This window comes from Micromonospora sp. NPDC005087, assembly GCF_042872965.1.
Taxonomy (GTDB): domain Bacteria; phylum Actinomycetota; class Actinomycetes; order Mycobacteriales; family Micromonosporaceae; genus Micromonospora.
This window is the reverse complement of record NZ_JBIALB010000042.1, coordinates 1-19949: the sequence shown is the minus strand read 5'-3', so window position 1 is coordinate 19949 and position 19949 is coordinate 1. Positions and strand designations below refer to the sequence as shown.

The following is a 19949-nucleotide window of genomic DNA, read 5'->3' as shown; positions in this document are numbered from 1 at the left end:
GTGATCCCGGTCTTGGTCGAGCGGTGGGAGAAGACGCGGGCCTGGTGGACGTCGTAGGCGGCCAGGTAGGCCAGGGCGCCGCCGCGTTCGTATTCGTGGTTGACCCGCATGCTGCGGGCAGTGCCCGGCGGCAGGCAGGGATGGCAGCGGCGGCGGGCCTGGATGCTGGTCTTCTCATCGCTGGAGATGACGTACTCATCCGAGCCGAGCGGGACGCCGTCATGGGTGCGGGCGTAGAGGTCCAGGACCCGAGCGGCTTTGGCGGCGAAGTCCGGGTCGCGGATGAAGATCCAGGACTGGTGCTGCCAGGGTTTGATGGTGTCGCCGGCGAGGATCCGCCGGATGGTCGATGCTGAGATCGCCGACATGATGCCGCGGCCGACGGCTTCAGCGGCCAGATCGGGACAGCTCCACTTCGACAACGGCGTGCCCGTTTCGGCCGGTAGCTGGCAGGCCAGGGCTTTGACCTCGGCCACCTGCACCGGCGTGAACCGGGCGGGCCGTCCCGGGCGGGGCCGGTCGGCCAGCCCGGCCAGGCCCTCGTCAGCGAATCGGCCCCGCCAGCGGCGCACGGTGTCGATGGTGACGCCGTGACAGCGGGCGATCGCGGCGTTGCAGTGCCCACGAGCTGCGTCGTGCACGATCCGCGCGCGGATGACTTGCTGATAGCCGGCGGTATGGGAGTAGGCCAGGGCGGTAAGCCGCCGTCGTTCGCCGGCGGTCAGCGTGATGGGGCGTGCATGAGGGGCAGGCACCGGCCAGCTTCCATCGAGGATGACCTTGATTGAGGGCTGGCCGACAATGCCGGTGAAGCGCGCCGGGAGCCGATAGGACACGCCGCAGCGGCAGGATGTGACCTATGCCGGTCATTCCTGCTTCCACCAAGACCTCCCTGGCGCAGCGGCTGCGGGCGCACGCCAAGGCGAACTGGCCGCAGTTGGCCGCGGTGCACGTGCGCTACCACGGTCAGTTCGCCTACATCACTGGCGAGTTGACCGACGGCGACCAGCTGCCGCTGATGCGGCTGCGCTACGGCGGATCCGCCCACCGATGGGGCACCGCCATCTACAAGGCCAGCAACAACACCTACGAAAGCCAGATCTGGTTCAGCGGCACCACCGAAGAAGCCCTCGACTTCGTCTGCGACGTCCTTGTCAGTCCCATCACTGGGTAACCGCATCCGAGCAGGGACCGTCAACCCCCGAAGGACTTACGAACTGGAGCACTAAGCGGTGACGAGGCGGCACGACCTCACGGACGCGCAGTGGCAGCGGCTCGCTCCGCTGCTGCCTGCCGTGTCGGGTAACGGTCGTCCGCCGAAGTGGGAGAAACGGCAGCTAATCGATGGGATCCGGTGGCGGATCCGGATCGGCGCGCCGTGGCGTGACGTCCCCGCCGAGTACGCGCCCTGGCCCACCGTCTACGGCCTGTTCCGCCGCTGGCAGCGAGACGGAACCTGGGACAAGATCCTGTCGGCGTTGCAGGCCGCCGGTGATGCGCAGGGCCGGATCGGGTGGACGGTGAGCGTGGACTCGATGACCAGCCGCGCCCATCAGCACGCCGCCGGCGCCCGCAAGGACGGCCACCTGCAGAAGGAACCGCCCGGCGGGGTGCACGACGAGCCGGCCGATCAGGCGCTGGGCCGTTCCCGTGGCGGACTGACCACCAAAACGCACCTGGCCTGTGAGCAGGGCCAGAAGGTCCTGTCGATGGTCGTGACCGCGGGGCACCGCGGTGACAGTCCGCAGTTCATCCCGGTCCTGCGCCGCATCCGGGTCACCCGCCTCGGGGTGGGCCGGCCCCGGACCTGCCCCGATGTGGTCCTGGCCGACAAGGCCTACACCAGCCGCGGCAACCGCCGCTACCTGCGGACACGCGGTATCAAAGCCTGCATCCCGAGCAAGAAGGACCAGGACGCCCACCGCAAAGCCAAAGGCTCCCGCGGCGGACGCCCACCCGCCTTCGACCGAGACTTCTACCGGCTACGCCACGCCGTCGAGAACGGCATCGCGCGTCTCAAACGCCACCGCGGCGTCGCCACCCGATACGACAAGTTGGCCGTCCGCTTCCAAGCCGTCCTCACCATCACCATCATCACCGAGTGGCTCTGACCTGCTTATGAAACACGCCTTAGGCCGGAGAGGTGTACACGCTGCGGGTCGGCGCGGTCGGCAACTCCTAGCAGAATCCTCGGCCCGCTGGCCGCCGACGCGCGACACAGACGCGTCAATAACGCATCGGGTGCGGTGGACGGTGCCGTGGCCCCTTCCACCGCACCGCTACATCCACCCGTCGCCCTTCATCGCGGTCGGATTGGTTGGCTTATTTGATTCGGCCGAGGCGGCGGACTAGTTCCTCGACCACGGTGTCCAGGGGCGGCCAGGGGAACATGGGCGTCGCGGTGCGGAGGGCGACGGCGCCGTGTAGGCCGGTCCAGATGAGAGTGGCGTCGCCGAAGGGGTCGGTGCTGGAGGAGCGTCCGCCTTGGACGGCCTCGGCGACCGAGTCGACGAGTGGCTGGAAGGCGCGCATCCTGACCTCGCGCAGCGGCGCTTCGGGGTTGGGACTGCGGCCGAACAGCATTCGGTAGCGGCCGGGGCAGTCGGTGGCGAAGCGGGCGTACGCCTGGCAGCCGCCCAGCAGGCGGTCGACCGGGTCGGTGTACGCCGCGACCGCGGTGCTCACCTCCGCGCTCAGTTCGGCGAAGGCGTCGTCGATGACCGCGTCGACGATCGCCTCCCGATCCGGGAAATGCGCGTAGATCGACGGCGCGGCGATGCCCACCTCGCGGGCGACAGAGCGCAGCGTCACGGACTCATCGGAGCCGGTCTCTTCGATCATCCCTGCCGCGGCGCGCAGGATGTCCTCGCGCAGCAGTGCGCCCTGGCCACGACGGTTGCGGCGACGGGTGCCGGCGGCCTCCTCAGCATTCTTCACGCCCGTAACTTTACACCTGTTAGTCGATGATGCTAGCCTAACGCCGGTAAGCTAACGGTCGTAAGGTCAATGAAGGACGTGGCAGCCATGAACGCGAACACCGAGACCGGTCACCCTCGCCGCTGGGCCGCACTGGGCATCCTGGCCCTGTCGCTGGTGGTGGTGACCCTGGACAACACGATCCTCAACACCGCGCTGCCCACCCTCGCCAGCGCGCTGCACGCGGGCACCGCCGACCTGCAATGGATCAACAACGCGTACACACTGGTCTTCGCCGCGACGCTGATCATCGTCGGCGGCGTGGGCGCCCGGATCGGCTTCCGCCGGGCGATGGCCGCCGGCATGCTGATCTTCGCGGGCGGTTCCGCCGCCGCGGCACTGTCCAACACCCCCGAAACGCTGATCGGCTTCCGCGCCGTGATGGGGCTGGGCGCCGCGTTCGTCATGCCCGCCACCCTGGCGATGATCATCCAGCTCTTCCCCGCCCGGGAACGACCCAAGGCCATCGCGATCTGGTCGGCAGCGGCCGGCGTCGGCGTGGTACTCGGACCGGTCACCGGCGGACTGCTGCTAGACCACTTCGCCTGGGGCAGCGTGTTCTGGGTGAACCTGCCCCTCATCGCGCTCGCGCTGACCGGCCTGCTCGCCGTCGTCCCCGCCCTGCCCGGCCGCCGCGGCGGCCGCCTCGACCTGGTCGGCGCGGCACTGTCCGCCGCCGGGCTCGCGCTCGCCGTGGACGCCATCACCCGGGCACCCGAACGCGGCTGGCTGTCCGGTACCACCGCCGCCGAGGCCGGCACCGGCCTGCTGCTGCTGGCCGCGTTCGTCGGCTGGGAACTGCGCACCCGCGAACCGATGATCGACGTACGGGACTTCGCCCGGCGCGGGTTCGCCGTGGCCGCCGCTTCCCTGGGCATCACATTCTTCGCACTGTTCGGCGCGCTGTTCGTGTTCACCCAGTACCTGCAGATGGTCCACGGCTTCAGCCCACTCAAGGCCGGCCTGGGCGCGATGCCCTTCGCCCTGACATTGGCCGCGACCTCAGCCGCCAGCGCGACGATCAGCGCCCGACTCGGCACCCGTTACACCGTCGCGGCCGGCCTCGCCACCGTCGCGCTGGCCCTGGTCGCGCTCTCGCAGGCCACCGTCGGCACCCCCTACCCGGTGCTCGCCACCATCATGGGCTTCATCGGCGCCGGCATGGGCATGATCATGGCACCGGCCAGCACGATCACGATCAGCGCCGTACCCCAGCAGCGCTCGGCCGGCGCCAGCTCGATCAACAGCGTCGTACGAGAACTCGGCGGCGTACTCGGCATCGCCGTGATCGGCACCATTGTCGCCTCCAACTACCGCGAAACCATGCGGACCTCCACAGTCCCCGGCGCCAACGAGGACCTCGCCGAGGCACACCAGGCCGCCGGCCACCTACCTGCCGACGTGGCCGGCCGGCTGATCGCGGACGCCAACGACGCATTCACCGCCGCCATGAACACCGGCACCATGGTGGCCGCAGCGATCGCCGCAGCCGGTGTCCTCGCCGCCCTCATCTGGCTCCCCAGCCGCCCCGCGCCGGCCCCGAGCACCCCCACCCCTTCGGCCCACCCTGAAGCGACGAGGGAACTCTCGACCGTCTGACATAGACACACGACACGCCGTCGCGGTGGCCGACCAGCCGCCGCGACGGCTCACCCACGGGCCACCCAAGCATGAACACGCCAGCTTCCCCACCCGCCGAACCCCGGTCCATGCCCTCTGTCTCCGAGCGAGGCTCGGCGACGACGGCGCTGTTGCGTTGCGGGTCAAGGAGATGGCGAGCCCGTTTCGGGTCCACGGTCAGATCCCGTGGGCCAGCTCGGTGAACGCGGCAGCGACCCTCTTCGCTGGCGGGACATCGACGGAAAGTTCGTAGTGACCGCGTCGTAAGTTCTGCATGAAGGCGTGTCCGGCGATGATCACTTGTGCGGTCTGGTCGGTCCGGAGTCCACGCATGGGTCGTAGCCGGTGTTTGAGCTGGCTGTGATCCGCCTCGATCGGATTGTTCGCGTACCGCTCGACGTGGTGCCAGGCCGAGGGGACCAGTTCGTCGAGCAACGCGGGGTAGACCGGGGCGGGGCAACTTCCTTCCTAAAACGACGCCCACCAATCACCTGGAGCCGCGTGACCTGCTGCTCTGCCTCATCAGTGCGCCAAATGGCGGTCGCATCCGCGCGGACTCTGCTCGGTGGGTTAAAGGACGGCCCCGGCGGGAGCCACGCATCCCGGGCACGACCCAGGATGAAAGTCATCCACGCCCAGCACCGTTGGCGTCACCAGGGGCGCGTCGGGCATCCGGCGGATCATCCGGATCAACGTCATCCGGGACACCGCGACCGCCAACCGGTGCGCCAGTCGTGAGCCCGGTCTACCGCCCAATGCCAGTGCGACGGCCTCCAGGTCGCTGGCCGCCAAGACGGTGTGACGGCCGTACCGCCGGGTCAGACCTGGTACCTGCTCGACGAAGGTCCGCCGGCCGCAACCGGCGGGGCCGACCCTCGATCCGGCGAGGATGCGGCGGATGGTGCCGGCGCCGACCCGGTGGCCGAGGCCGACGAGCTCGCCTTGGATGCGCCGGTGCCCCCAGCCGGGGTTCTCCCGGGCCAGGCGCAGCACCAGGTCACAGATCTCGTCGCTGATCCGTGGCCGTCCCTGCTGGTTCGGATAGGTCCAGCGTCGGCCGACCAGTCGGCGATGCCAGGCCAACAGAGTCGCCGGGGTGACGATCCGGTGCTTCCACAGTTCTCGTGGCAGGGCCCGGACCAGCGCGGACAACACCGCGCGTTCCGGCCACGACAGCCGCGGCCGGCCGATCTGGCGACGCAGTACAGCAACCTCGTGGCGCAGCACCACCAGTTCCGCGACCATCGCGAACTCGCTCCGCGTGGCCTGCGGCAGCCAGCCAAACACGCGCACTGCGCTCAAGTACAGCAACCGAACCAACACGCTCCCCATCCTGTGCAGGGACGCGGAACAGCAGCTCACAGCAGGTGCGATGAGTTTTGGCACGGTACAGGTGCTCGACTTGCCACCGGGCGGCCTGCCCTGCTGCCTGGGCGGCCGAGTCGACCGGTGGTGGCAGGTGGGTGAGCAGGCCGACGTGCCTACCCGACAGACTCTCCGCGGACCAGGCGACGCGTATCCCAGCGGACGTCGCCTCTCGCATGAAGCGAAGGAACGCCGGTCGACTACCGCGTTACGTCGTCGGATGAGTTCTGCAGCGATTCGAGCTCGTCCAGCGTCGGCAGGCCTTGCCAGTCACCATCAGTGGCGACGGACCACGCGCCCATCAGGGCGGCCCAGCGAAGGGATTGGCTGCTGCCGTGGCCACGGATCAATGCCGCGAGGAAACCCCCGGCGAAGGCGTCGCCCGCGCCGACCGAGTCGACGGCCATCACTGGCACGGCCTCGACGACGTGCACCTGCCCCTGGACGTAGGCCACGGCACCGAGTTCGCCCCGCTTCACCACCGCGCTGCCGCCGCCCAGCGACGCGAGCTCACGGGCCAGCGACGTCGCATCCGGTGCATCGCAGGCGACCCGTGCCTCCCCCTCCGTGGCGAAGACAATGTCGGCTTTTGAGGCCAAAAAGCGGAATTCGTCGCGTGCTTCCCGCTCGCTCCACAGCGCCCTGCGGAAGTTGAGGTCCACCGATACCAGCGTGTCGGATGTACGGCAGATCTCGATGCTCTTGTGGACCGCGTCCAGGGCGGTCGCGCTAAGTGCGGGGGTGATCGCACTGGTGTGGAAAACCCTCGCGTTCCGAAGCAGGTCCGCGTTGACGTCATCGGGCCCTAGAGCGGACCCGGCGCTACCCGAGCGGTAGTAGGTCACGTGGGTTGACTGGCTAGTCCTGGGTGACTTGAGCATGATGGCGGTCGGCTTGGACGGGTCCACCGAAGCGAACGCGCGTACTCCCTCGGCGCGGAGCTCGCGAACCACCATGCGACCGAGCTCGTCGTCGCCGACGCGGCCTGCCCAGGCTGTCGCGACACCTAGACGTGTGGCGGCGATCGCGACGTTCGACTCCGACCCTCCGACGCTCAGCTCCAACGACCGGGCGTGCCGCAGCGGGGTCGTGTGGCGGTGGGTGAGCAGGGCCATCGTCTCGCCCATGGTGACCAGCTCCGGATAGCCCATGAGCGAGTCACTCATCGGTCGCCTGCTTCCAGCGCCGAAGTCGGTTCAGAAACCCTGTGACGCGCGCATGGAACGCCTCGTCGGGCCCGTCCGCCAGCGCATTTCGGGTGAGCGGTGAGCCGATGCCGACCGCCACCGCGCCTGCATCCAGGTAGTCGCCGATCTGGGCGTCGGTCACTCCGCCGGTCGGGATCAACTGGACGTCGGGCAGTGGGTCTCGTAGCGCACGTAGGTAGGCGGGCCCCCCGAGCTGCGCTGCGGGGAAGACTTTAACCGCGGGAGCGCCGGCACTCCATGCGGCCACGACCTCCGTTGGTGTCGCGGCGCCGGGAATGTGCGGCGTACCCAGCTCATGCGCCCGGGCGAGGAGCTCGAGGTTGAGGCAGGGCGAGAGGGTGTAGGTGGCGCCCATGGCGGTGGCCGCCTCCAGGTCGGCGACGGTCAGGACACTGCCGGCGCCGATTTCGGCTGAGTCGCCGAGCGTGGCTCGCAACTCCTGGATCGAAGCGAGTGCATCGGGGGTGGTCAGAGTAACCTCGATGCAGGTGACTCCCGCGTCGCGCAGCGCGACGGCGACCTCGGCGAGGTGGGTGCTGACGGGGGCGCGCAGCACGGCGATGATCCGTGTCGCGGGGATCGCGCGTGGCAGCACTTGTCGTGCGCCGAGCGTGGTGACCATTAGCGGGCGATGCTCCTTGCGGCTTGGAGAGTCAGAAGTAGGTGGTGACCGAGCCGGTGACGACATACTCGTCGTCGACCAACGGAATATGGCGCCACTTGTCGAATGCGGTGCACGGGTGCGAGATGCCGCATCCGATCCAGTCACCGGGGCTCAGCGGATCATCGTCTGGGATTGAGAGGTAAGCGTGCTGGTCGTTCAGCGCCGTCACAATGAAGCCCTCGGCAGGACGTTGACCCTGCCCGTCCCGATTGCGGACGTGAAGCACCACCGGCAGACCCTGGTCGAAGGGGACGTCCCGGCGGCCGAAGTCGGCGAAGGCGAGCCCACCCTCGGGACGGGAGAGGACCCGGCCCCAGATCTCCAGGGCGGGCTTGAGCGAATGTGCCGAGCCAGGTTGGGCGAAGGCGGCGATGCGGTCGTACAGGCCGTCGTCATGGGAGACGTAGCTCCCTGAGCGAATCAAAACGACGGGCTCGGAACGTGGCAGCACGGCCTTCTTCAGCTCGTCGACGACGATATCGAAGTAGGCTCCTCCTCCGACGCTGAGGATGACCGTGGGACCGTCGAACAGCTGCTGCTCATCCAGCGCTGCCGCGATGTCCGCAACGTGCCGGCAGTACGACGCGATCACCTGTACCGAGTCGCCCTCGCGGCTCGACACGAGCGCACCCTCGTAGCCGGCGACGCCGCGAACGTTCAGATACGGCGACTCCGAGGCTGCCCGGGCAACCTGCATCGCCTCGGCGAGCGTCCGTACGCCGGTGCGGCCCCCGGTGGTCGAGATCTCGACAAGGACGTCGAGAGTCAGGTCGAGGTCGAGCCCCGCGAGCACCTCCTCCATGATCCTGATGCCCTGGACCGAATCGACGTAGCACAGAAACTCGTGTTCGCCGGCGTCGGCCAGGTGCTGCGCGATCCACGCGATGCCGGCCCGGTCCACCAGCTCGTTGGCCAACAGGACCCGGGGGACACCGAACTCCCAGAAGGCCCTGACCTGGGCGGGGGTTGCCGCGGTGATGGCCCACGCCCCGGCCTCCAACTGGGCGTGGGTCAGCTCCGGGGACATGGTCGTCTTGCCGTGCGGGGCCAGCAGTACCTGTTCGGTCTCGCAGTACGCCCGGAGCTCGGCGATATTGTGTGCGACCGCCGAGTCCTTGAGCACCATGACGGGGGAGAAGACCGTCCCGTCGGTCAGCACCTGGGTCCCCACCGGGATGGGCTCGTGACCGCTACCCGGTGCGGACTTGAAGTACGGGTCATGCCCCGCTGCGGTACTCATCAGTGTCCCGGCTTCACGCTGACGATCAGCTCGACCTCGACCGGGGCGCCGTACGGCAGCTCGGCCAGACCCAGCGCCGAACGAGCGTGTTTGCCGCGTTCGCCGAAGACCTGCTCGAGCAGGACGGACGCACCGTTGATGACCGTGGGATGGTCTTCGAACCCCTCGGCGGAGGCAACGAACCCGGTCAGCTTCACGACGCTCTCGACAGCGTCGAGCGCGCCGAGTTCCTGCTGCAGGGCCGCCAGGCAGTTCAGGATGGACAGGCGAGCAGCCTCCTGCCCCTGCTCCACGTTCAGTTCCCGTCCCAGCTTGCCCTTCAGCAGCAACGTGCCGTCACGCGTCGGCGTCTGCCCGGACGAGAACACCAGGTCACCGACCCGCCGCGCCGGAACGTAGTTCGCCACCGGAACAGGGACCGGCGGGAGTTCCAGTCCGAGCGCTGCAAGGTTGTCGGCAGTAGACATTTCAGTTACCTCTTCAGATCGGGTGACCCGCTTCGGGCCACTCATGCTTCGAGTACTCGGGCCAGGAACTGCTGGGTGCGAGGGTGCTGGGGGTCCTTCAGGACCTGTTCCGGCGAGCCTTGCTCGGCGATGACGCCGTCGTCCATGAACACGACACGGTCCGCGGTCCGATGTGCGAAGCCCATCTCGTGCGTGACGACGACCATGGTCATCCCGTCGGCGGCGAGGCTGCGCATCACCGACGTGACCTCGCCGACCAGCTCGGGGTCCAGTGCCGACGTCGCCTCGTCGAAGAACATGATGCGGGGGTTGACCGCCAACGCTCGGGCGATGGCCACGCGCTGCTGCTGACCCCCGGAAAGCTGAGACGGGTAGTTCGCACAGCGATCCTGCATGCCGACCCGTTCGAGACACCGCAGTCCGACCTCGCGCGCTTCGGCCTTGCTCATCTTGAGCGACTTTCGAAGGGCCAGGGTCACGTTTCCGAGCGCGTTGAGGTGGGGGAAGAGGTTGAACTGCTGAAAGACCATTCCCACGTGGCCGCGGATCTCTGGGGCGCGTTTGGGGTCGTGCATGGGCACGTCTCCGACGACGACTTCGCCGGAGTCGGCCGTCTCCAGCCCGCTCATGATGCGCAGCACGGTGCTCTTGCCCGAACCGGATGCACCGATCAGGACGACCACTTCTCCGCTTGCGACGTCGAGGTCGATGTTCTTGAGCACCTGGACCGAGCCGAACGCCTTGGTGACGGCGCGGAGCTGGATGCTGCTGGCGATGGACTGTTCTTTCGCGGTTGTGGCGGTCATGCGGGCACGATCTTTCTCTCGTTTCTGCGCACCCACAGGGACAGCGGGTAGCAAATTACGAAGTAGAGGGCGGCGATGGTGAGGTAGACAGGGACGGGCTCGGCGGTACGGTCGACAATGGCCTGGCCGGCCTTCATGAGTTCCACCATGCCGATGACGAACGCGATGGAGGTGTCCTTGATGAGCGAGATGTACTGCCCGATGAGCGGCGGAAACACGATCCGGCGCGTCTGAGGCAGGACCACGTACCTGAACGTCTGCATGGGCGACAGCCCCAGAGTCTGGGCTGCCTCCCGCTGTCCGGTCGGGACGGCCTCGATTCCGGACCGGAAGATCTCCGCCACGTACGCACCGTGGTAGATGCTCAGGCCGACGGCCGACGCGACGAAGAGTTCCACGCTGTACCCCAAGTAGAGTGCAGCGCCGAAGTACACGAACAGCAGGGTGATCGGCAGCGGAGACCCCCGGAAGATCTCCACGTACGCCCTCGCGAGCTGGGACACTACCGGAACCCGCGAGGTCCGCAGTGCGCCCACCACGAGGCCGATCGCCGTGCTTCCGGCAATGGACACCGCCGAGAGCTCCAGCGTCACCAGGAACGCCTTGAGGAGCTGAGGCAGGTTGTCCCAGATGAGTTCCAGGTTCATGCTGCCACCTCCGCCGTGGTCGTGATCGTCCGGGCACGACGAACCGGCCACAGGCCGGGCCGGACCTGTTCGAGCGGTGGCTTGAACAGGACCCGGCCCAGCAGACCGGAGGCGAACGACAAGGCGTTGCTGAGCACGAGGTAGAGCACCAGCGCAATCGCGAACACCTGCACGAACAGGAGCGTGCGCGCGTTGATGACGGTTGCCACTCCGGTAAGTTCGGGCACCGCGATCGCGGTGAGCAGCGACGTACCCAGCAGCACCTGGATCAAATTGTTTACCGTCGCCGGGTAAACGTTCCGCAACGCCTGGGGCGCGATCACGGAGATGAACGCCTGACGCGAAGACAGGCCGAGGACCTGAGCCGCTTCTCGTTGCGCGCGCGCCACCGATGAGATGCCTGCACGAAACACCTCACACAGGTATCCGCCGACGTTCAGGCCGATGGCCACGGTGCCCGCGGTGACCGCGTCCATTCGCAGGCCGAAGGACGGTAGAGCGAAGAAGACGACGAAGATCTGAAGAAGCACGGGCGTGTTACGGACGATCTCGACGTACGCTCCTGCGCCCAGACGCAGGACAGCATTCTTCGAGTTCCGCGCCAGTGCAGCGCCCAGCCCGCAGACCAGCGCCAGCGCGAACGCGAGGAGGGTGATCCACAGCGTCAATCCCATTGCTCGTAGGAAGTCCGGCAGGTACTCCAGTACCGAACGCCACTGATAGAGCACCGAATTCTCCTCTCCTATGACTAGCGTCTGCCCGGGTTGCGGCTCAGTACTGGGGGGTCAGCGGGTACCTCGGGTCGATTCCGAACCACTTGTTGTAGAGGCGCTTGTTCTCGCCCGAGGCGTTCAGGCGGAAGAGGAACTGGTTCAGGTAGTTGAGCCACACCTGGTCACCCTGCTTGACGCCGAACGCGTTGTATTCCAGCGGCACGAGGGCGTCCTTGGTGACCTCCAGAGTCGGGTTCAGCTTTGCCTGGTAGGCCAGGAAGTTCGAGTCCTCGATCATGGTGTCGGCCTGGCGCTGCTTGACCGCCAGGATGGCCGCCTGCGACGTGTCGTACTCGTTGGTCTTCACGTTGATGCCGAGGTCCTTCAGCACATCAGCGTTGGTCGAACCCTTAACGGTGGCGACGGTCTTGCCAGGAAGGTCCTGGGCGGAGGAGATGCCGCTGTTCTTGTGGACGAGCAGCGCCTGGCTGGCGACGACGTACGGGTCGGTGAAGTCGATCTCCCGAGCACGCTCGCCGTTCCGCGTGAAGTTGCAGAAGACCACGTCGACCTTGCTGGTCTTGAGGTTGGGAATGCGGTTGGCCGATGTCGTGTCGACCACCTCGAGCTTCACGCCGAGATCCTCGGCGAGCTTCTTCGCGATGTCCACGTCGTAGCCGTCGGGCTCACCCTTCTCGTTCTTGAAGCCGAATGGGGCGAAGGAGAGACAGTCGGCGACCCGGACAGTGCCGTTCTGCAGGACCGACTTCAACGAGGAGTTGGCTGCGGATCCGGACGAACCATCGTTGTTTTCTCCTGCTGGACTAGGGGTGCAGCCGGCCAGTGCGGCTGTCGCCAGAAGGCCTGCGACCGCTGAGGCAATGTACTTCTTGCCCAGTCTCATGATGGATCCTTTGCTAGATGGGGGATGGGTTCGGAATGGTCACTAGAGCTGCTCAGGTGGGCCCCGAGCTGCTCCGAAATCTGACTCGCTCCGGAGACGATCAAGGCAGCGAGCTCGTCGAGGTTCGCTCCCACACGCTCTGCCGGCCCGGAGACACTCACCGCCGCCACGACCGCACCGTTGTGGTCGAACACAGGCGCGGCGATACAGCGGATTCCGTCTTCGTTTTCGATGTCGTCGAGACTGAAGCCTCGTGCACGTACGAGGCGCAGGTCCTCCGCGAGCTGCTCTGCGGTGACCAGCGTGTGCCTGGTGTGCGCCGGCAGGCCTGCTGCCACGACGCGCTCGAACTCCTCGACGGGGAGATGGGCCAGAATCGCCTTGCCCGATGCAGTGCAGTGGACAGCGGCCCGGTCGCCCACCCGTGAGGCCATCTGGATGGGCGAGGATCCGGCGATCTTGTCGACGTAGACGACCTGCGCCTCGTTGTAGACCATGAGGTGGACGGTCTCCCCGGACGCTGCGGCAAGGCGCGCAAGAACCGGCTGGGCGACCGTTCGCAGGTCGAGCTTGTTCAGGTAGGCGCTGCCCAACGTCACCGCGCCCACACCGATCGCGTAGCTGCCGTCGCCCCTCTGCTGCACCAGGCTCGCTTCGAGCAGAGGTGCCATCAGCCGCAGGATCGTGCTCTTGGAAGCGCCCACACGCAACGCCAGCTCAGTCAACGTCCATCCGGCCCGTCCGTCCTGTGCGGCCAGGGCGTCGAGGATCGCGAGAGCTCGCCGAAGCGAGGACGAGTTGTTGCGAGGCGTCGAGGTCATCTCATTCGATTCTGCATTGCAAAACGATGTTCTGGTATGCAGCGACGCTACGAGCCCCGGAGTATCTATGTCAAGGGTCAGGCGATACGGCGCCGTTGCGTTATCGGATCGGCGGACGTGTTGAACCCGTGCCGGGGTGTGCCGTGCCATAACTCGTCGCACGGGTTGTGAGCTGAGGTTTCGCCCATCGGACGCATGCTTGGATGAAGCTGTTCCGGCTGCTGTATCTGATTATGGTTCAGGTTTTTGGCTGGCTTGCGCGGCTGTCGCGCAGCGACGCAGCCAAGACCGCGGAGCTGCTGGTCCTGCGGCAGGAGGTCGCGGTCCTGCGCCGGCAGGTCGGCCGGCCTCGACCGTCCTGGCCGGACCGGGCGGTGCTGTCCGCGCTGGCGCGGCTCCTCCCCGGCAGGCTACGCCAGCATCGCCTCGTTACGCCGGCCACGCTGCTGGCGTGGCACCGCCGTCTGGTCCAAAGCCGGTGGACCTACCCGAACCGGCCAGGTCGGCCGCCGATCAGTGCCGAGGTCCGGGATCTGGTCCTGCGGCTGGCTCGGGAGAACCCGAGCTGGGGACACCGCCGCATCCAAGGCGAGCTCGTCGGCCTCGGGTATCGGGTCGGTGCCGGCACGATCCGCCGGATCCTGGCCCGCACCCGGACAGGACCGGCGCCGCGCGGTGTGGACACCAGCTGGCGACGTTTCCTCCGAACCCAGGCGCACGGGCTGCTGGCCACCGACTTCTTCCACTTGGACACGATCGCGCTGCGGCGGATCTATGTGCTGGTCGTGATGGAGGTGGTCACCCGCAGGGTCCACATCCTCGGGGTCACCGCCAACCCGACGGGCGAATGGACCACGCAACAGGCCCGGAACCTGATCGTCGACCTCGGTGAGCGGGCAAACTTGTTCCGGTTCCTGATCCGAGACCGCGACTGCAAGTTCACCGGCTCGTTCGACGCCGTGCTTTCCGCCGAGGGCATCGACGTAGTTTGGATCCCGCCGCGGACACCTCGGGCGAACTGCTATGCCGAGCGGTTCATCGGCACCGTCCGCCGCGAGTGCACCGACCACATCTTGACCTACAACGAACAGCACGCCCGCACTATCCTCGACGGCTATGCCCGACCCTTCAACGGCCACCGTCCACATCAGAGCCTTGACCAACACGCACCCCGCCACGACCCGAAGGTTGTGATCCCGCTCGACCGACCGGTACGCAAACGCCGAGTCCTTCATGGCCTGATCAACGAGTACAGCCGAGCAGCAGCAGCAGCCTGACCATGGCCGGGAAACGCCAGCTCACAGGCCCTGCACAAAGAATTGGCACGGCACAGGGTCGTGACGTCAGCGGGAACCACCGGCTGTAGAGGGTTATCCGGCGTCATACCACCCGGGCGACGGTGCCCACGGGCGGTTCGGGCACGGCGTCGGGGTGCAGGATCGCGGCGATCGCTTCGACGCCGTCGACGAGCCGCGGACCCGGGCGTACGACGAGGCCGTCCGCGTCGATCGCCCACACCGCGGCCCCGGGAAACCTCGGCGCGACCGTTTCGGCCTGCTGCGCCGCGCCGTCGAGGTGGAATCCACAGGGCGTGACGAGTACGACGTCGGGAGCGGCGTCACTGAGTTCCTGCCAGGTTGTCTGCACCGACCGGGCACCGGGGCGGGCGGCAACCGGGTTGCCGCCGGCGCTTCGCACCAGGTCGGGCACCCAGTGCCCGGCGGTGAACGGCGGGTCGACCCACTCCACGACCGCGACGCGGGGCCGCGGCCGGCCGGCGACCGCCGCCGCGACGGCCTTGAGCCGGGCGCGCAGGCCGGTTACCAGCGCTTCGGACCGTTCGGGTACGCCGGCCCGGACGCCTACCGCAAGGATCGTGTCGAGGACCTCGTCGAGCGTGTGCGGGTCCAGGGACAGTACGTCGGCGCGGCAGCCGAGGTAGTCCAAGGCGTCCGAGACCTGGCCTGAGGGCAGGGCGCACACTCGGCAGAGGTCCTGCGTGAGGATCAGCTCAGGTTTCAGGCCGGCCAGCGCGTCCCCGTGCAGGGTGTAGAGGTCGCTGCCTGCTGCCATCTGGGCCTTAACGTAGGCGTCGATCTCGTGCGGAGTGAGGCCGCGGGTGTCCCGGCCGCCGACCACGACGGTCTTGTCGCCCCGTGCGGCGGGCGGCACGTCACACTCGAACGTCACCCCAACCAGGTCGTCACCCAGGCCGAGGGCGTAGACGATCTCCGTCGCGGACGGCAGCAATGACACCAGACGCATACGGCCATCCTGCCCGTTCCCGCTGCGATGAGCGAGCTGACTCAACCGTGCCGTGACGGCGCTGTTGCGTTGTCTGATCGGCGGACGTGTTGAACCCCGGTTTGGTCGGAGGTCAGATCGCCCGGGCGAGTTCGGTGAACGCTGCCGCCATGCGCTTGGCAGAGGGGGCGTCGAGTCCGAGTTCGTAGTGGTCGCGTCGGAGATTCTGGATGAAGGCATGTCCGGTGATGATCACCTGCGCGGTCGGATCGGTTCGTAGGCCGCGCATCGGTCGTAGCCGGTGTTTTAGCTGGCTGTGATCAGCCTCGATCGGGTTGTTCGCGTGCTGCTCGACGTGGTGCCACGCCGACGGGACGAGCTCGTCCAGCACGGCGGGGTAGACCGCGGCGGCGTCGGTGACCACGTCAGTCGGTCTGAGCTTCAACGCCGACAGCGCCTGCTGGAAGAACCGCCTGGCCGCGTCGGCGTCCCGGCGGGTCGAGACCAGTACGTCGATGACTTGCCCGTACTGGTCTGTCGCGCGGTAGACGTAGCGCCGCACACCGTTGACCTCGACGTAGGTCTCGTCGACGAACCACCTGTCGCCTGGTGAGTGCCGGCTGAATCGGGCGGCGTCGGCCAGCAGCGGCGTGAATCGCTGCACCCACCGGTAGACGGTGACGTGGTCGATCTCGATGCCGTGTTCGACCAGCAGTTCTTCAAAGTCTCGGTAGGACAGGTTGTAGCGCGGGTACCACCGGACCGCGACGGCGATCACCTCGGGCGGGAACCGGAACCCGGCGAACGCGGACTTCGGTGGTAGCCAGGGGCGGGGACGGTTCGACAGCTTCACCGGTCAAGCCTGCCTCGATCTTGCTAACGACCAACGCAACAGAGTCCCGCCTGGAACATGTCTTCAAGCCACCGCGCGTTCGGGGCCTGCTGGCGCCGCTGCCGTCGAAGAACTGCTGGACGATCGCGGAGCATGCGGGAGACGCGAGCCCGGACGGGATGCAGGACCTGTTGACCCGGGTGAAGTGGGACGACGCCGCGGTCCGTGACGATGTCCGCGAGTTCGTCGGTGAGCACCTCGGCGAGGCCGAGGCGGTGCTGGTCATCGACGAGACGGGGGATCTGAAGAAGGGCCGGCATACCGTCGGTGTCCAGCGGCAGTACTCGGGTACCGCCGGGAAGATCGAGAACTGCCAGCTCGCCGTGCACCTCGTCTACGCCACCGAGGCTGGTCACGCGATGCTCGACGCGGCCCTCTACCTGCCGAAATCCTGGTGCGACGACCCTGAGCGCCGGGCCGAGGCCGGTGTCCCCGAACAGGTGCGCTTCGCTACCAAGCCGCAACTGGCGGCCCGGATGATCGAGACGGCTGTGAGCAGCGGGCTGCCCTGCCGGTGGGCGGCCGGCGACGAGGCGTACGGCAACGATCCGCGCTTGGCCGCCCGACTGCGTCAGCTGCGACTGGGCTACGTCCTGGCGGTGGCCTGTTCACATCAGGTGATCACCGGCCTGGGCGTCTACCGCGTCGACGTACTGGCCGCCGGTCTTCCTACGACCGCCTGGCAGCGGATGTCCGCCGGTCAAGGCGCGAAGGGACACCGCTACTACGACTGGTCGTTCACCGCCCTGCCGCACGCCGCCGACCTGCACGGCGGGCACCACTGGCTGCTGATCCGCCGCAACCGCAAAAACGGTGAGCTGGCCTTCTACCGCTGCTGGTCGGTCGAACCCGTCCCGCTACGCACCCTCGTCGCGGTGGCCCGCCACCGCTGGAAGATCGAAGAGTCATTCCAAGCCGCGAAGACCGGCCTCGGCCTGGACCAGCACCAACACCGCCGCTGGACGTCCTGGCACCGCTGGACCACCCTGACGATCCTCGCCCATGCGTTCCTCGCCGCCGCGACGACCGCTCAACCCCACCACGACCCGAACGAACTGGTCGCGCTGACCGTCAACGAACTACGCCACCTGTTCAACATCCTGATCATCGAACCCACCCGCCACCGACCCGCTGATCTGGTCAATCCGCCGGCGCCGACACTCAGCACGAGCCATGAAACGCCTCGCCGACGCACCACCGTCACCTGAGCCCGCCCCCTCCCCACCGCAAGCGCCCACCGCGTCGGCGGCGGACACGCCAGGCGATGACCGGCAGGAGCCGAAACCAGAGCCAGAGGAGAACCCTGAGCCGGCCCCGAGCGGCCGCCAGCAGATCGCCGAGAGCCGCGACGCTGGCCCGCCTGAAGCCGTGCCGCCGGGCGAACCGGCCGTCGCGGACCCGGCAGACGGGAGCGAGGACGACAAGGACGCCACTGGCGATGACGCCGACGAGGAGACGGACGACGGCGATCAGGACGCTGCCGGCGACGACGCGAACGCCGACGAGGACTCGGAGGTGCCCCAGGCAACCGCGCAGGCAGTGGCCTACTGGCTGCGCAAGGAGCCGAACCTGGACCCTGAACTGCTCGCCGAGAGGATCGGCAAGTCGCTGCGCTCGGTCTACCGATACCTGCCTGTACGGTGCCAAACTCTGTTTAAGGCTTGTGGGCTGCGAATTTGCGAGTAGCTCAAGCTGCCCGGTGATACTGGTTGATCACGCCGTCCAGGACGCGGCGTCGCCGGATCGGCTTGTCGATCGCGACGACCACGCCGGGGTCGTAGTCGGGTGGATGCTGATCCAGGCTCTGGTGCGGCCGGTGCCGGTCGAAGTGGTCCTCATAGTGGCGTAACACGGTACGGGCGTGCTGTTCGTTGGAGATCAGGACCCGGTCGGTGCGCTCGGCCCGGACACTGCGCACGAAGCGTTCCGCGTACGCGTTCGCCCTGGGGGTGCGTGGCGGAGTCTTCACCACGTCGATGCCTTCGGCGGCGAACACCGTGTCGAACGACGCGGTGAACTTGGCGTCGCGGTCGCGGATCAGGAACCGGAACAGTGTCATACGGTCACCGAGGTCCAGCACCAGGTTGCGGGCCTGATGGGTAGTCCAGGCGGCGGTCGGGTGGGCGGTGACGCCGAGGATGTGCACCCGTCGGGTCGTGAGCTCCATGACGAACAGCACATACAGCCGCCGCAGCGTGACGGTGTCGATGTGGAAGTAGTCGCCTCGCCAGTAGGCCGGACGCCTGCGCGCGCAGGAACGTCCTCCAATTGGTGTCGATCTCGTGTGGGGCGGGACCGCGCTTCGAGCTGGCGAGGATGCGACGGATGGTGCCAGCGCCGAGGCGATGGCCGAGTCCGGCGAGTTCGCCTTGGATGCGTCGGTGCCCCCAGCCGGGATTCTCCCTGGCCAGGCGCAGGATCAGGTCCCGGAGGTCGTCGCTGATCGGTGGTCGTCCGGGCCGGTTCGGGTAGGTCCAGTGCCGGCGGACCAGCCGGCGGTGCCAGGCCAGCAGGGTGGCTGGGGTGACGATCCGATGCCTGCAGAGTTCCCGTGGCAGTGCCCGGACCAGCGCGGACAACACCGCCCGCTCCGGCCAGGACAGGCGCGGCCGACCGACCTGACGGCGTAGCACCGCCACCTCGTGGCGCAGCACCAGCAACTCGGCGACCAGCGCGGACTCGCCGCGCGTGGCCTGCGGCAACCAGCCGAACATCCGCACCGCACTCAGGTACAGCAGCCGAACCAACACCCCTGCCATCCTGCGTCACTGCCGCGAAACAGCAGCTCACACCCTGTGCGACGAGTTTCGGCACGGTACAAGCCGGACATCCGTCACAGCAAATAGGACACCCCGCGCAGCGTGTAGGCGACGCCGAACCGGCGCTCGATCAATCTCGCGACCCGAGCCAACGTCCACCGAGCGTCAACACACCCCGGCACGACCAGACCTTCGTCTAGCAACCCGGCAAGCTATTTGCGCGCTGCTCAGCCGTGGGTCTACAGTCCGCGCCGTCGGGCTCGGACGAGGCTAGAGCCGCCAGCCCTCCGGCCGTAAATCCGCGCCGCCCTGCCGTGCCGACTTCTCCGAAACCCGCAGCTCAGAAGTGATCCGTGCCGGCGGGACGGTGCCGAGTTCGGACCCCCTACTGAGCCGCTAACGCCGCGTCATCGTTTCGTGGCGGCGATGTGGCCCCGCCGCCACATCGCCCGTGAAGGGCGGGTGCTCGTCATGATCGGGCTTGCCGCGTGACCGCAGCCGTCAGACGTCGGGTTCTCACCGGGACGTCTAGTACTCCAGCCGGGGTTGTTGACCTTGGCTGAGCTGTGGCTCGGTGCGGTGTGGGAACGAGGGCAGCCACCGTCGATCATGGACGGTTGTGT

At 67.6% G+C, this 19949-nt stretch carries 23 protein-coding genes and 1 pseudogene; 6 read left to right on the top strand and 18 right to left on the bottom strand.

The window, feature by feature from the left end; translation table 11 throughout:
* Positions 1-755 (bottom strand): helix-turn-helix domain-containing protein (locus ACFYPS_RS35550; protein ID WP_387330698.1); only part of this gene is annotated, 755 nt, incomplete at its 3' end.
* Positions 756-859: 104 nt separating this feature from the next.
* Here ACFYPS_RS35550 and ACFYPS_RS35545 point away from each other — a divergent pair.
* Complete coding sequence (locus ACFYPS_RS35545; RefSeq protein ID WP_387330695.1) at positions 860-1174, top strand: hypothetical protein; 315 nt, start codon at positions 860-862, stop codon at positions 1172-1174.
* Between the two features lie 58 nt (positions 1175-1232).
* Positions 1233-2111: an IS5 family transposase gene (locus tag ACFYPS_RS35540; protein ID WP_387330692.1), complete on the top strand. Its 879-nt coding sequence runs from the start codon at positions 1233-1235 to the stop codon at positions 2109-2111.
* A 211-nt stretch (positions 2112-2322) separates the two neighbouring features.
* Here the strand turns inward: ACFYPS_RS35540 and ACFYPS_RS35535 are convergent, their stop codons facing one another.
* Positions 2323-2937 (bottom strand): TetR/AcrR family transcriptional regulator, encoded by a 615-nt coding sequence (locus ACFYPS_RS35535; protein WP_387330689.1) that lies wholly within the window; start codon positions 2935-2937, stop codon positions 2323-2325.
* 87 nt (positions 2938-3024) lie between these two features.
* Between ACFYPS_RS35535 and ACFYPS_RS35530 the strand changes: the two genes are divergently transcribed.
* Positions 3025-4575 (top strand): DHA2 family efflux MFS transporter permease subunit, encoded by a 1551-nt coding sequence (locus ACFYPS_RS35530; RefSeq protein ID WP_387330686.1) that lies wholly within the window; start codon positions 3025-3027, stop codon positions 4573-4575.
* Positions 4576-4773: 198 nt separating this feature from the next.
* Here ACFYPS_RS35530 and ACFYPS_RS35525 read toward each other — a convergent pair whose 3' ends face one another.
* From ACFYPS_RS35525 to ACFYPS_RS35475, 11 genes are all read right to left on the bottom strand, one after another.
* Positions 4774-5031, bottom strand: a complete 258-nt coding sequence (locus tag ACFYPS_RS35525; RefSeq protein ID WP_387330683.1) for a DDE-type integrase/transposase/recombinase — start codon at positions 5029-5031, stop codon at positions 4774-4776.
* A 135-nt stretch (positions 5032-5166) separates the two neighbouring features.
* Positions 5167-5889, bottom strand: coding sequence for a helix-turn-helix domain-containing protein (locus ACFYPS_RS35520; RefSeq protein ID WP_387330707.1), 723 nt, complete (start codon positions 5887-5889; stop codon positions 5167-5169).
* Between the two features lie 272 nt (positions 5890-6161).
* Positions 6162-7127, bottom strand: a complete 966-nt coding sequence (locus ACFYPS_RS35515) for a sugar kinase (protein WP_387330681.1) — start codon at positions 7125-7127, stop codon at positions 6162-6164.
* Positions 7120-7791: a bifunctional 4-hydroxy-2-oxoglutarate aldolase/2-dehydro-3-deoxy-phosphogluconate aldolase gene (locus ACFYPS_RS35510; protein WP_387330679.1), complete on the bottom strand. Its 672-nt coding sequence runs from the start codon at positions 7789-7791 to the stop codon at positions 7120-7122. The genes ACFYPS_RS35515 and ACFYPS_RS35510 overlap by 8 nt, the downstream gene beginning before the upstream one ends.
* A gap of 31 nt (positions 7792-7822) precedes the next feature.
* Positions 7823-8992, bottom strand: coding sequence for an alanine racemase (locus ACFYPS_RS35505; protein ID WP_387330676.1), 1170 nt, complete (start codon positions 8990-8992; stop codon positions 7823-7825).
* Between the two features lie 80 nt (positions 8993-9072).
* On the bottom strand, positions 9073-9540 hold the full coding sequence (locus ACFYPS_RS35500; protein ID WP_387330674.1) for a RidA family protein: 468 nt from the start codon (positions 9538-9540) through the stop codon (positions 9073-9075).
* A gap of 41 nt (positions 9541-9581) precedes the next feature.
* A complete protein-coding gene (locus tag ACFYPS_RS35495) occupies positions 9582-10346 on the bottom strand; it encodes an amino acid ABC transporter ATP-binding protein (protein WP_387330671.1) in 765 nt (254 codons plus the stop codon).
* Positions 10343-10993, bottom strand: coding sequence for an amino acid ABC transporter permease (locus ACFYPS_RS35490; protein ID WP_387330668.1), 651 nt, complete (start codon positions 10991-10993; stop codon positions 10343-10345). The genes ACFYPS_RS35495 and ACFYPS_RS35490 overlap by 4 nt, the downstream gene beginning before the upstream one ends.
* On the bottom strand, positions 10990-11721 hold the full coding sequence (locus ACFYPS_RS35485) for an amino acid ABC transporter permease (protein ID WP_387330665.1): 732 nt from the start codon (positions 11719-11721) through the stop codon (positions 10990-10992). The genes ACFYPS_RS35490 and ACFYPS_RS35485 overlap by 4 nt, the downstream gene beginning before the upstream one ends.
* Before the next feature lie 43 nt (positions 11722-11764).
* On the bottom strand, positions 11765-12478 hold the full coding sequence (locus ACFYPS_RS35480; RefSeq protein WP_387330662.1) for a transporter substrate-binding domain-containing protein: 714 nt from the start codon (positions 12476-12478) through the stop codon (positions 11765-11767).
* Between the two features lie 128 nt (positions 12479-12606).
* Positions 12607-13431, bottom strand: a complete 825-nt coding sequence (locus ACFYPS_RS35475; protein ID WP_387330659.1) for an IclR family transcriptional regulator — start codon at positions 13429-13431, stop codon at positions 12607-12609.
* Positions 13432-13634: 203 nt separating this feature from the next.
* Here ACFYPS_RS35475 and ACFYPS_RS35470 point away from each other — a divergent pair, with 203 nt between their 5' ends.
* The gene (locus tag ACFYPS_RS35470) at positions 13635-14708 is read left to right on the top strand and encodes an integrase core domain-containing protein (RefSeq protein ID WP_387330656.1); all 1074 of its coding nucleotides are present in this window, start codon (positions 13635-13637) and stop codon (positions 14706-14708) included.
* A 103-nt stretch (positions 14709-14811) separates the two neighbouring features.
* Here the strand turns inward: ACFYPS_RS35470 and ACFYPS_RS35465 are convergent, their stop codons facing one another.
* Positions 14812-15696, bottom strand: a complete 885-nt coding sequence (locus ACFYPS_RS35465; protein ID WP_387330653.1) for an ABC transporter substrate-binding protein — start codon at positions 15694-15696, stop codon at positions 14812-14814.
* Positions 15697-15808: 112 nt separating this feature from the next.
* Positions 15809-16522 carry an IS6 family transposase gene (locus ACFYPS_RS35460; protein ID WP_387330704.1) on the bottom strand — a complete coding sequence of 238 codons (714 nt, stop codon included), beginning with the start codon at positions 16520-16522 and terminating at the stop codon, positions 15809-15811.
* A gap of 23 nt (positions 16523-16545) precedes the next feature.
* Here ACFYPS_RS35460 and ACFYPS_RS35455 point away from each other — a divergent pair.
* A pseudogene (locus tag ACFYPS_RS35455) lies at positions 16546-17740 on the top strand (IS701 family transposase); the annotation flags it as partial.
* A complete protein-coding gene (locus ACFYPS_RS35450; protein WP_387330710.1) occupies positions 17741-18253 on the top strand; it encodes a hypothetical protein in 513 nt (170 codons plus the stop codon).
* Between the two features lies 1 nt (position 18254).
* On the opposite strand, the gene ACFYPS_RS35445 is transcribed toward ACFYPS_RS35450, so the two are convergent.
* The 3 genes from ACFYPS_RS35445 to ACFYPS_RS35435 all read right to left on the bottom strand — a co-directional run bounded on the left by ACFYPS_RS35445 (position 18255) and on the right by ACFYPS_RS35435 (position 19508).
* Positions 18255-18734, bottom strand: coding sequence for an integrase core domain-containing protein (locus ACFYPS_RS35445; RefSeq protein ID WP_387330650.1), 480 nt, complete (start codon positions 18732-18734; stop codon positions 18255-18257).
* Positions 18631-19281: a helix-turn-helix domain-containing protein gene (locus tag ACFYPS_RS35440; RefSeq protein WP_387330701.1), complete on the bottom strand. Its 651-nt coding sequence runs from the start codon at positions 19279-19281 to the stop codon at positions 18631-18633. Before ACFYPS_RS35440 ends, ACFYPS_RS35445 begins: the two co-directional genes overlap by 104 nt.
* A 119-nt stretch (positions 19282-19400) precedes the next feature.
* A complete protein-coding gene (locus ACFYPS_RS35435; RefSeq protein ID WP_354964532.1) occupies positions 19401-19508 on the bottom strand; it encodes a winged helix-turn-helix domain-containing protein in 108 nt (35 codons plus the stop codon).
* Between the last annotated feature and the right edge of the window lie 441 nt (positions 19509-19949).

Bases quoted from the DNA above. Each gene is read 5' to 3' on its own strand.
- ACFYPS_RS35545 (WP_387330695.1), top strand. From the start codon at position 860: ATGCCGGTCATTCCTGCTTCCACCAAGACCTCCCTGGCGCAGCGGCTG.
- ACFYPS_RS35530 (WP_387330686.1), top strand. From the start codon at position 3,025: ATGAACGCGAACACCGAGACCGGTCACCCTCGCCGCTGGGCCGCACTG.
- ACFYPS_RS35515 (WP_387330681.1), bottom strand. From the start codon at position 7,127: ATGAGTGACTCGCTCATGGGCTATCCGGAGCTGGTCACCATGGGCGAG.
- ACFYPS_RS35510 (WP_387330679.1), bottom strand. From the start codon at position 7,791: ATGGTCACCACGCTCGGCGCACGACAAGTGCTGCCACGCGCGATCCCC.
- ACFYPS_RS35500 (WP_387330674.1), bottom strand. From the start codon at position 9,540: ATGTCTACTGCCGACAACCTTGCAGCGCTCGGACTGGAACTCCCGCCG.
- ACFYPS_RS35495 (WP_387330671.1), bottom strand. From the start codon at position 10,346: ATGACCGCCACAACCGCGAAAGAACAGTCCATCGCCAGCAGCATCCAG.
- ACFYPS_RS35490 (WP_387330668.1), bottom strand. From the start codon at position 10,993: ATGAACCTGGAACTCATCTGGGACAACCTGCCTCAGCTCCTCAAGGCG.
- ACFYPS_RS35475 (WP_387330659.1), bottom strand. From the start codon at position 13,431: ATGACCTCGACGCCTCGCAACAACTCGTCCTCGCTTCGGCGAGCTCTC.
- ACFYPS_RS35470 (WP_387330656.1), top strand. From the start codon at position 13,635: ATGAAGCTGTTCCGGCTGCTGTATCTGATTATGGTTCAGGTTTTTGGC.
- ACFYPS_RS35465 (WP_387330653.1), bottom strand. From the start codon at position 15,696: ATGCGTCTGGTGTCATTGCTGCCGTCCGCGACGGAGATCGTCTACGCC.
- ACFYPS_RS35450 (WP_387330710.1), top strand. From the start codon at position 17,741: ATGAAACGCCTCGCCGACGCACCACCGTCACCTGAGCCCGCCCCCTCC.
- ACFYPS_RS35445 (WP_387330650.1), bottom strand. From the start codon at position 18,734: ATGGAGCTCACGACCCGACGGGTGCACATCCTCGGCGTCACCGCCCAC.
- ACFYPS_RS35440 (WP_387330701.1), bottom strand. From the start codon at position 19,281: ATGTTCGGCTGGTTGCCGCAGGCCACGCGCGGCGAGTCCGCGCTGGTC.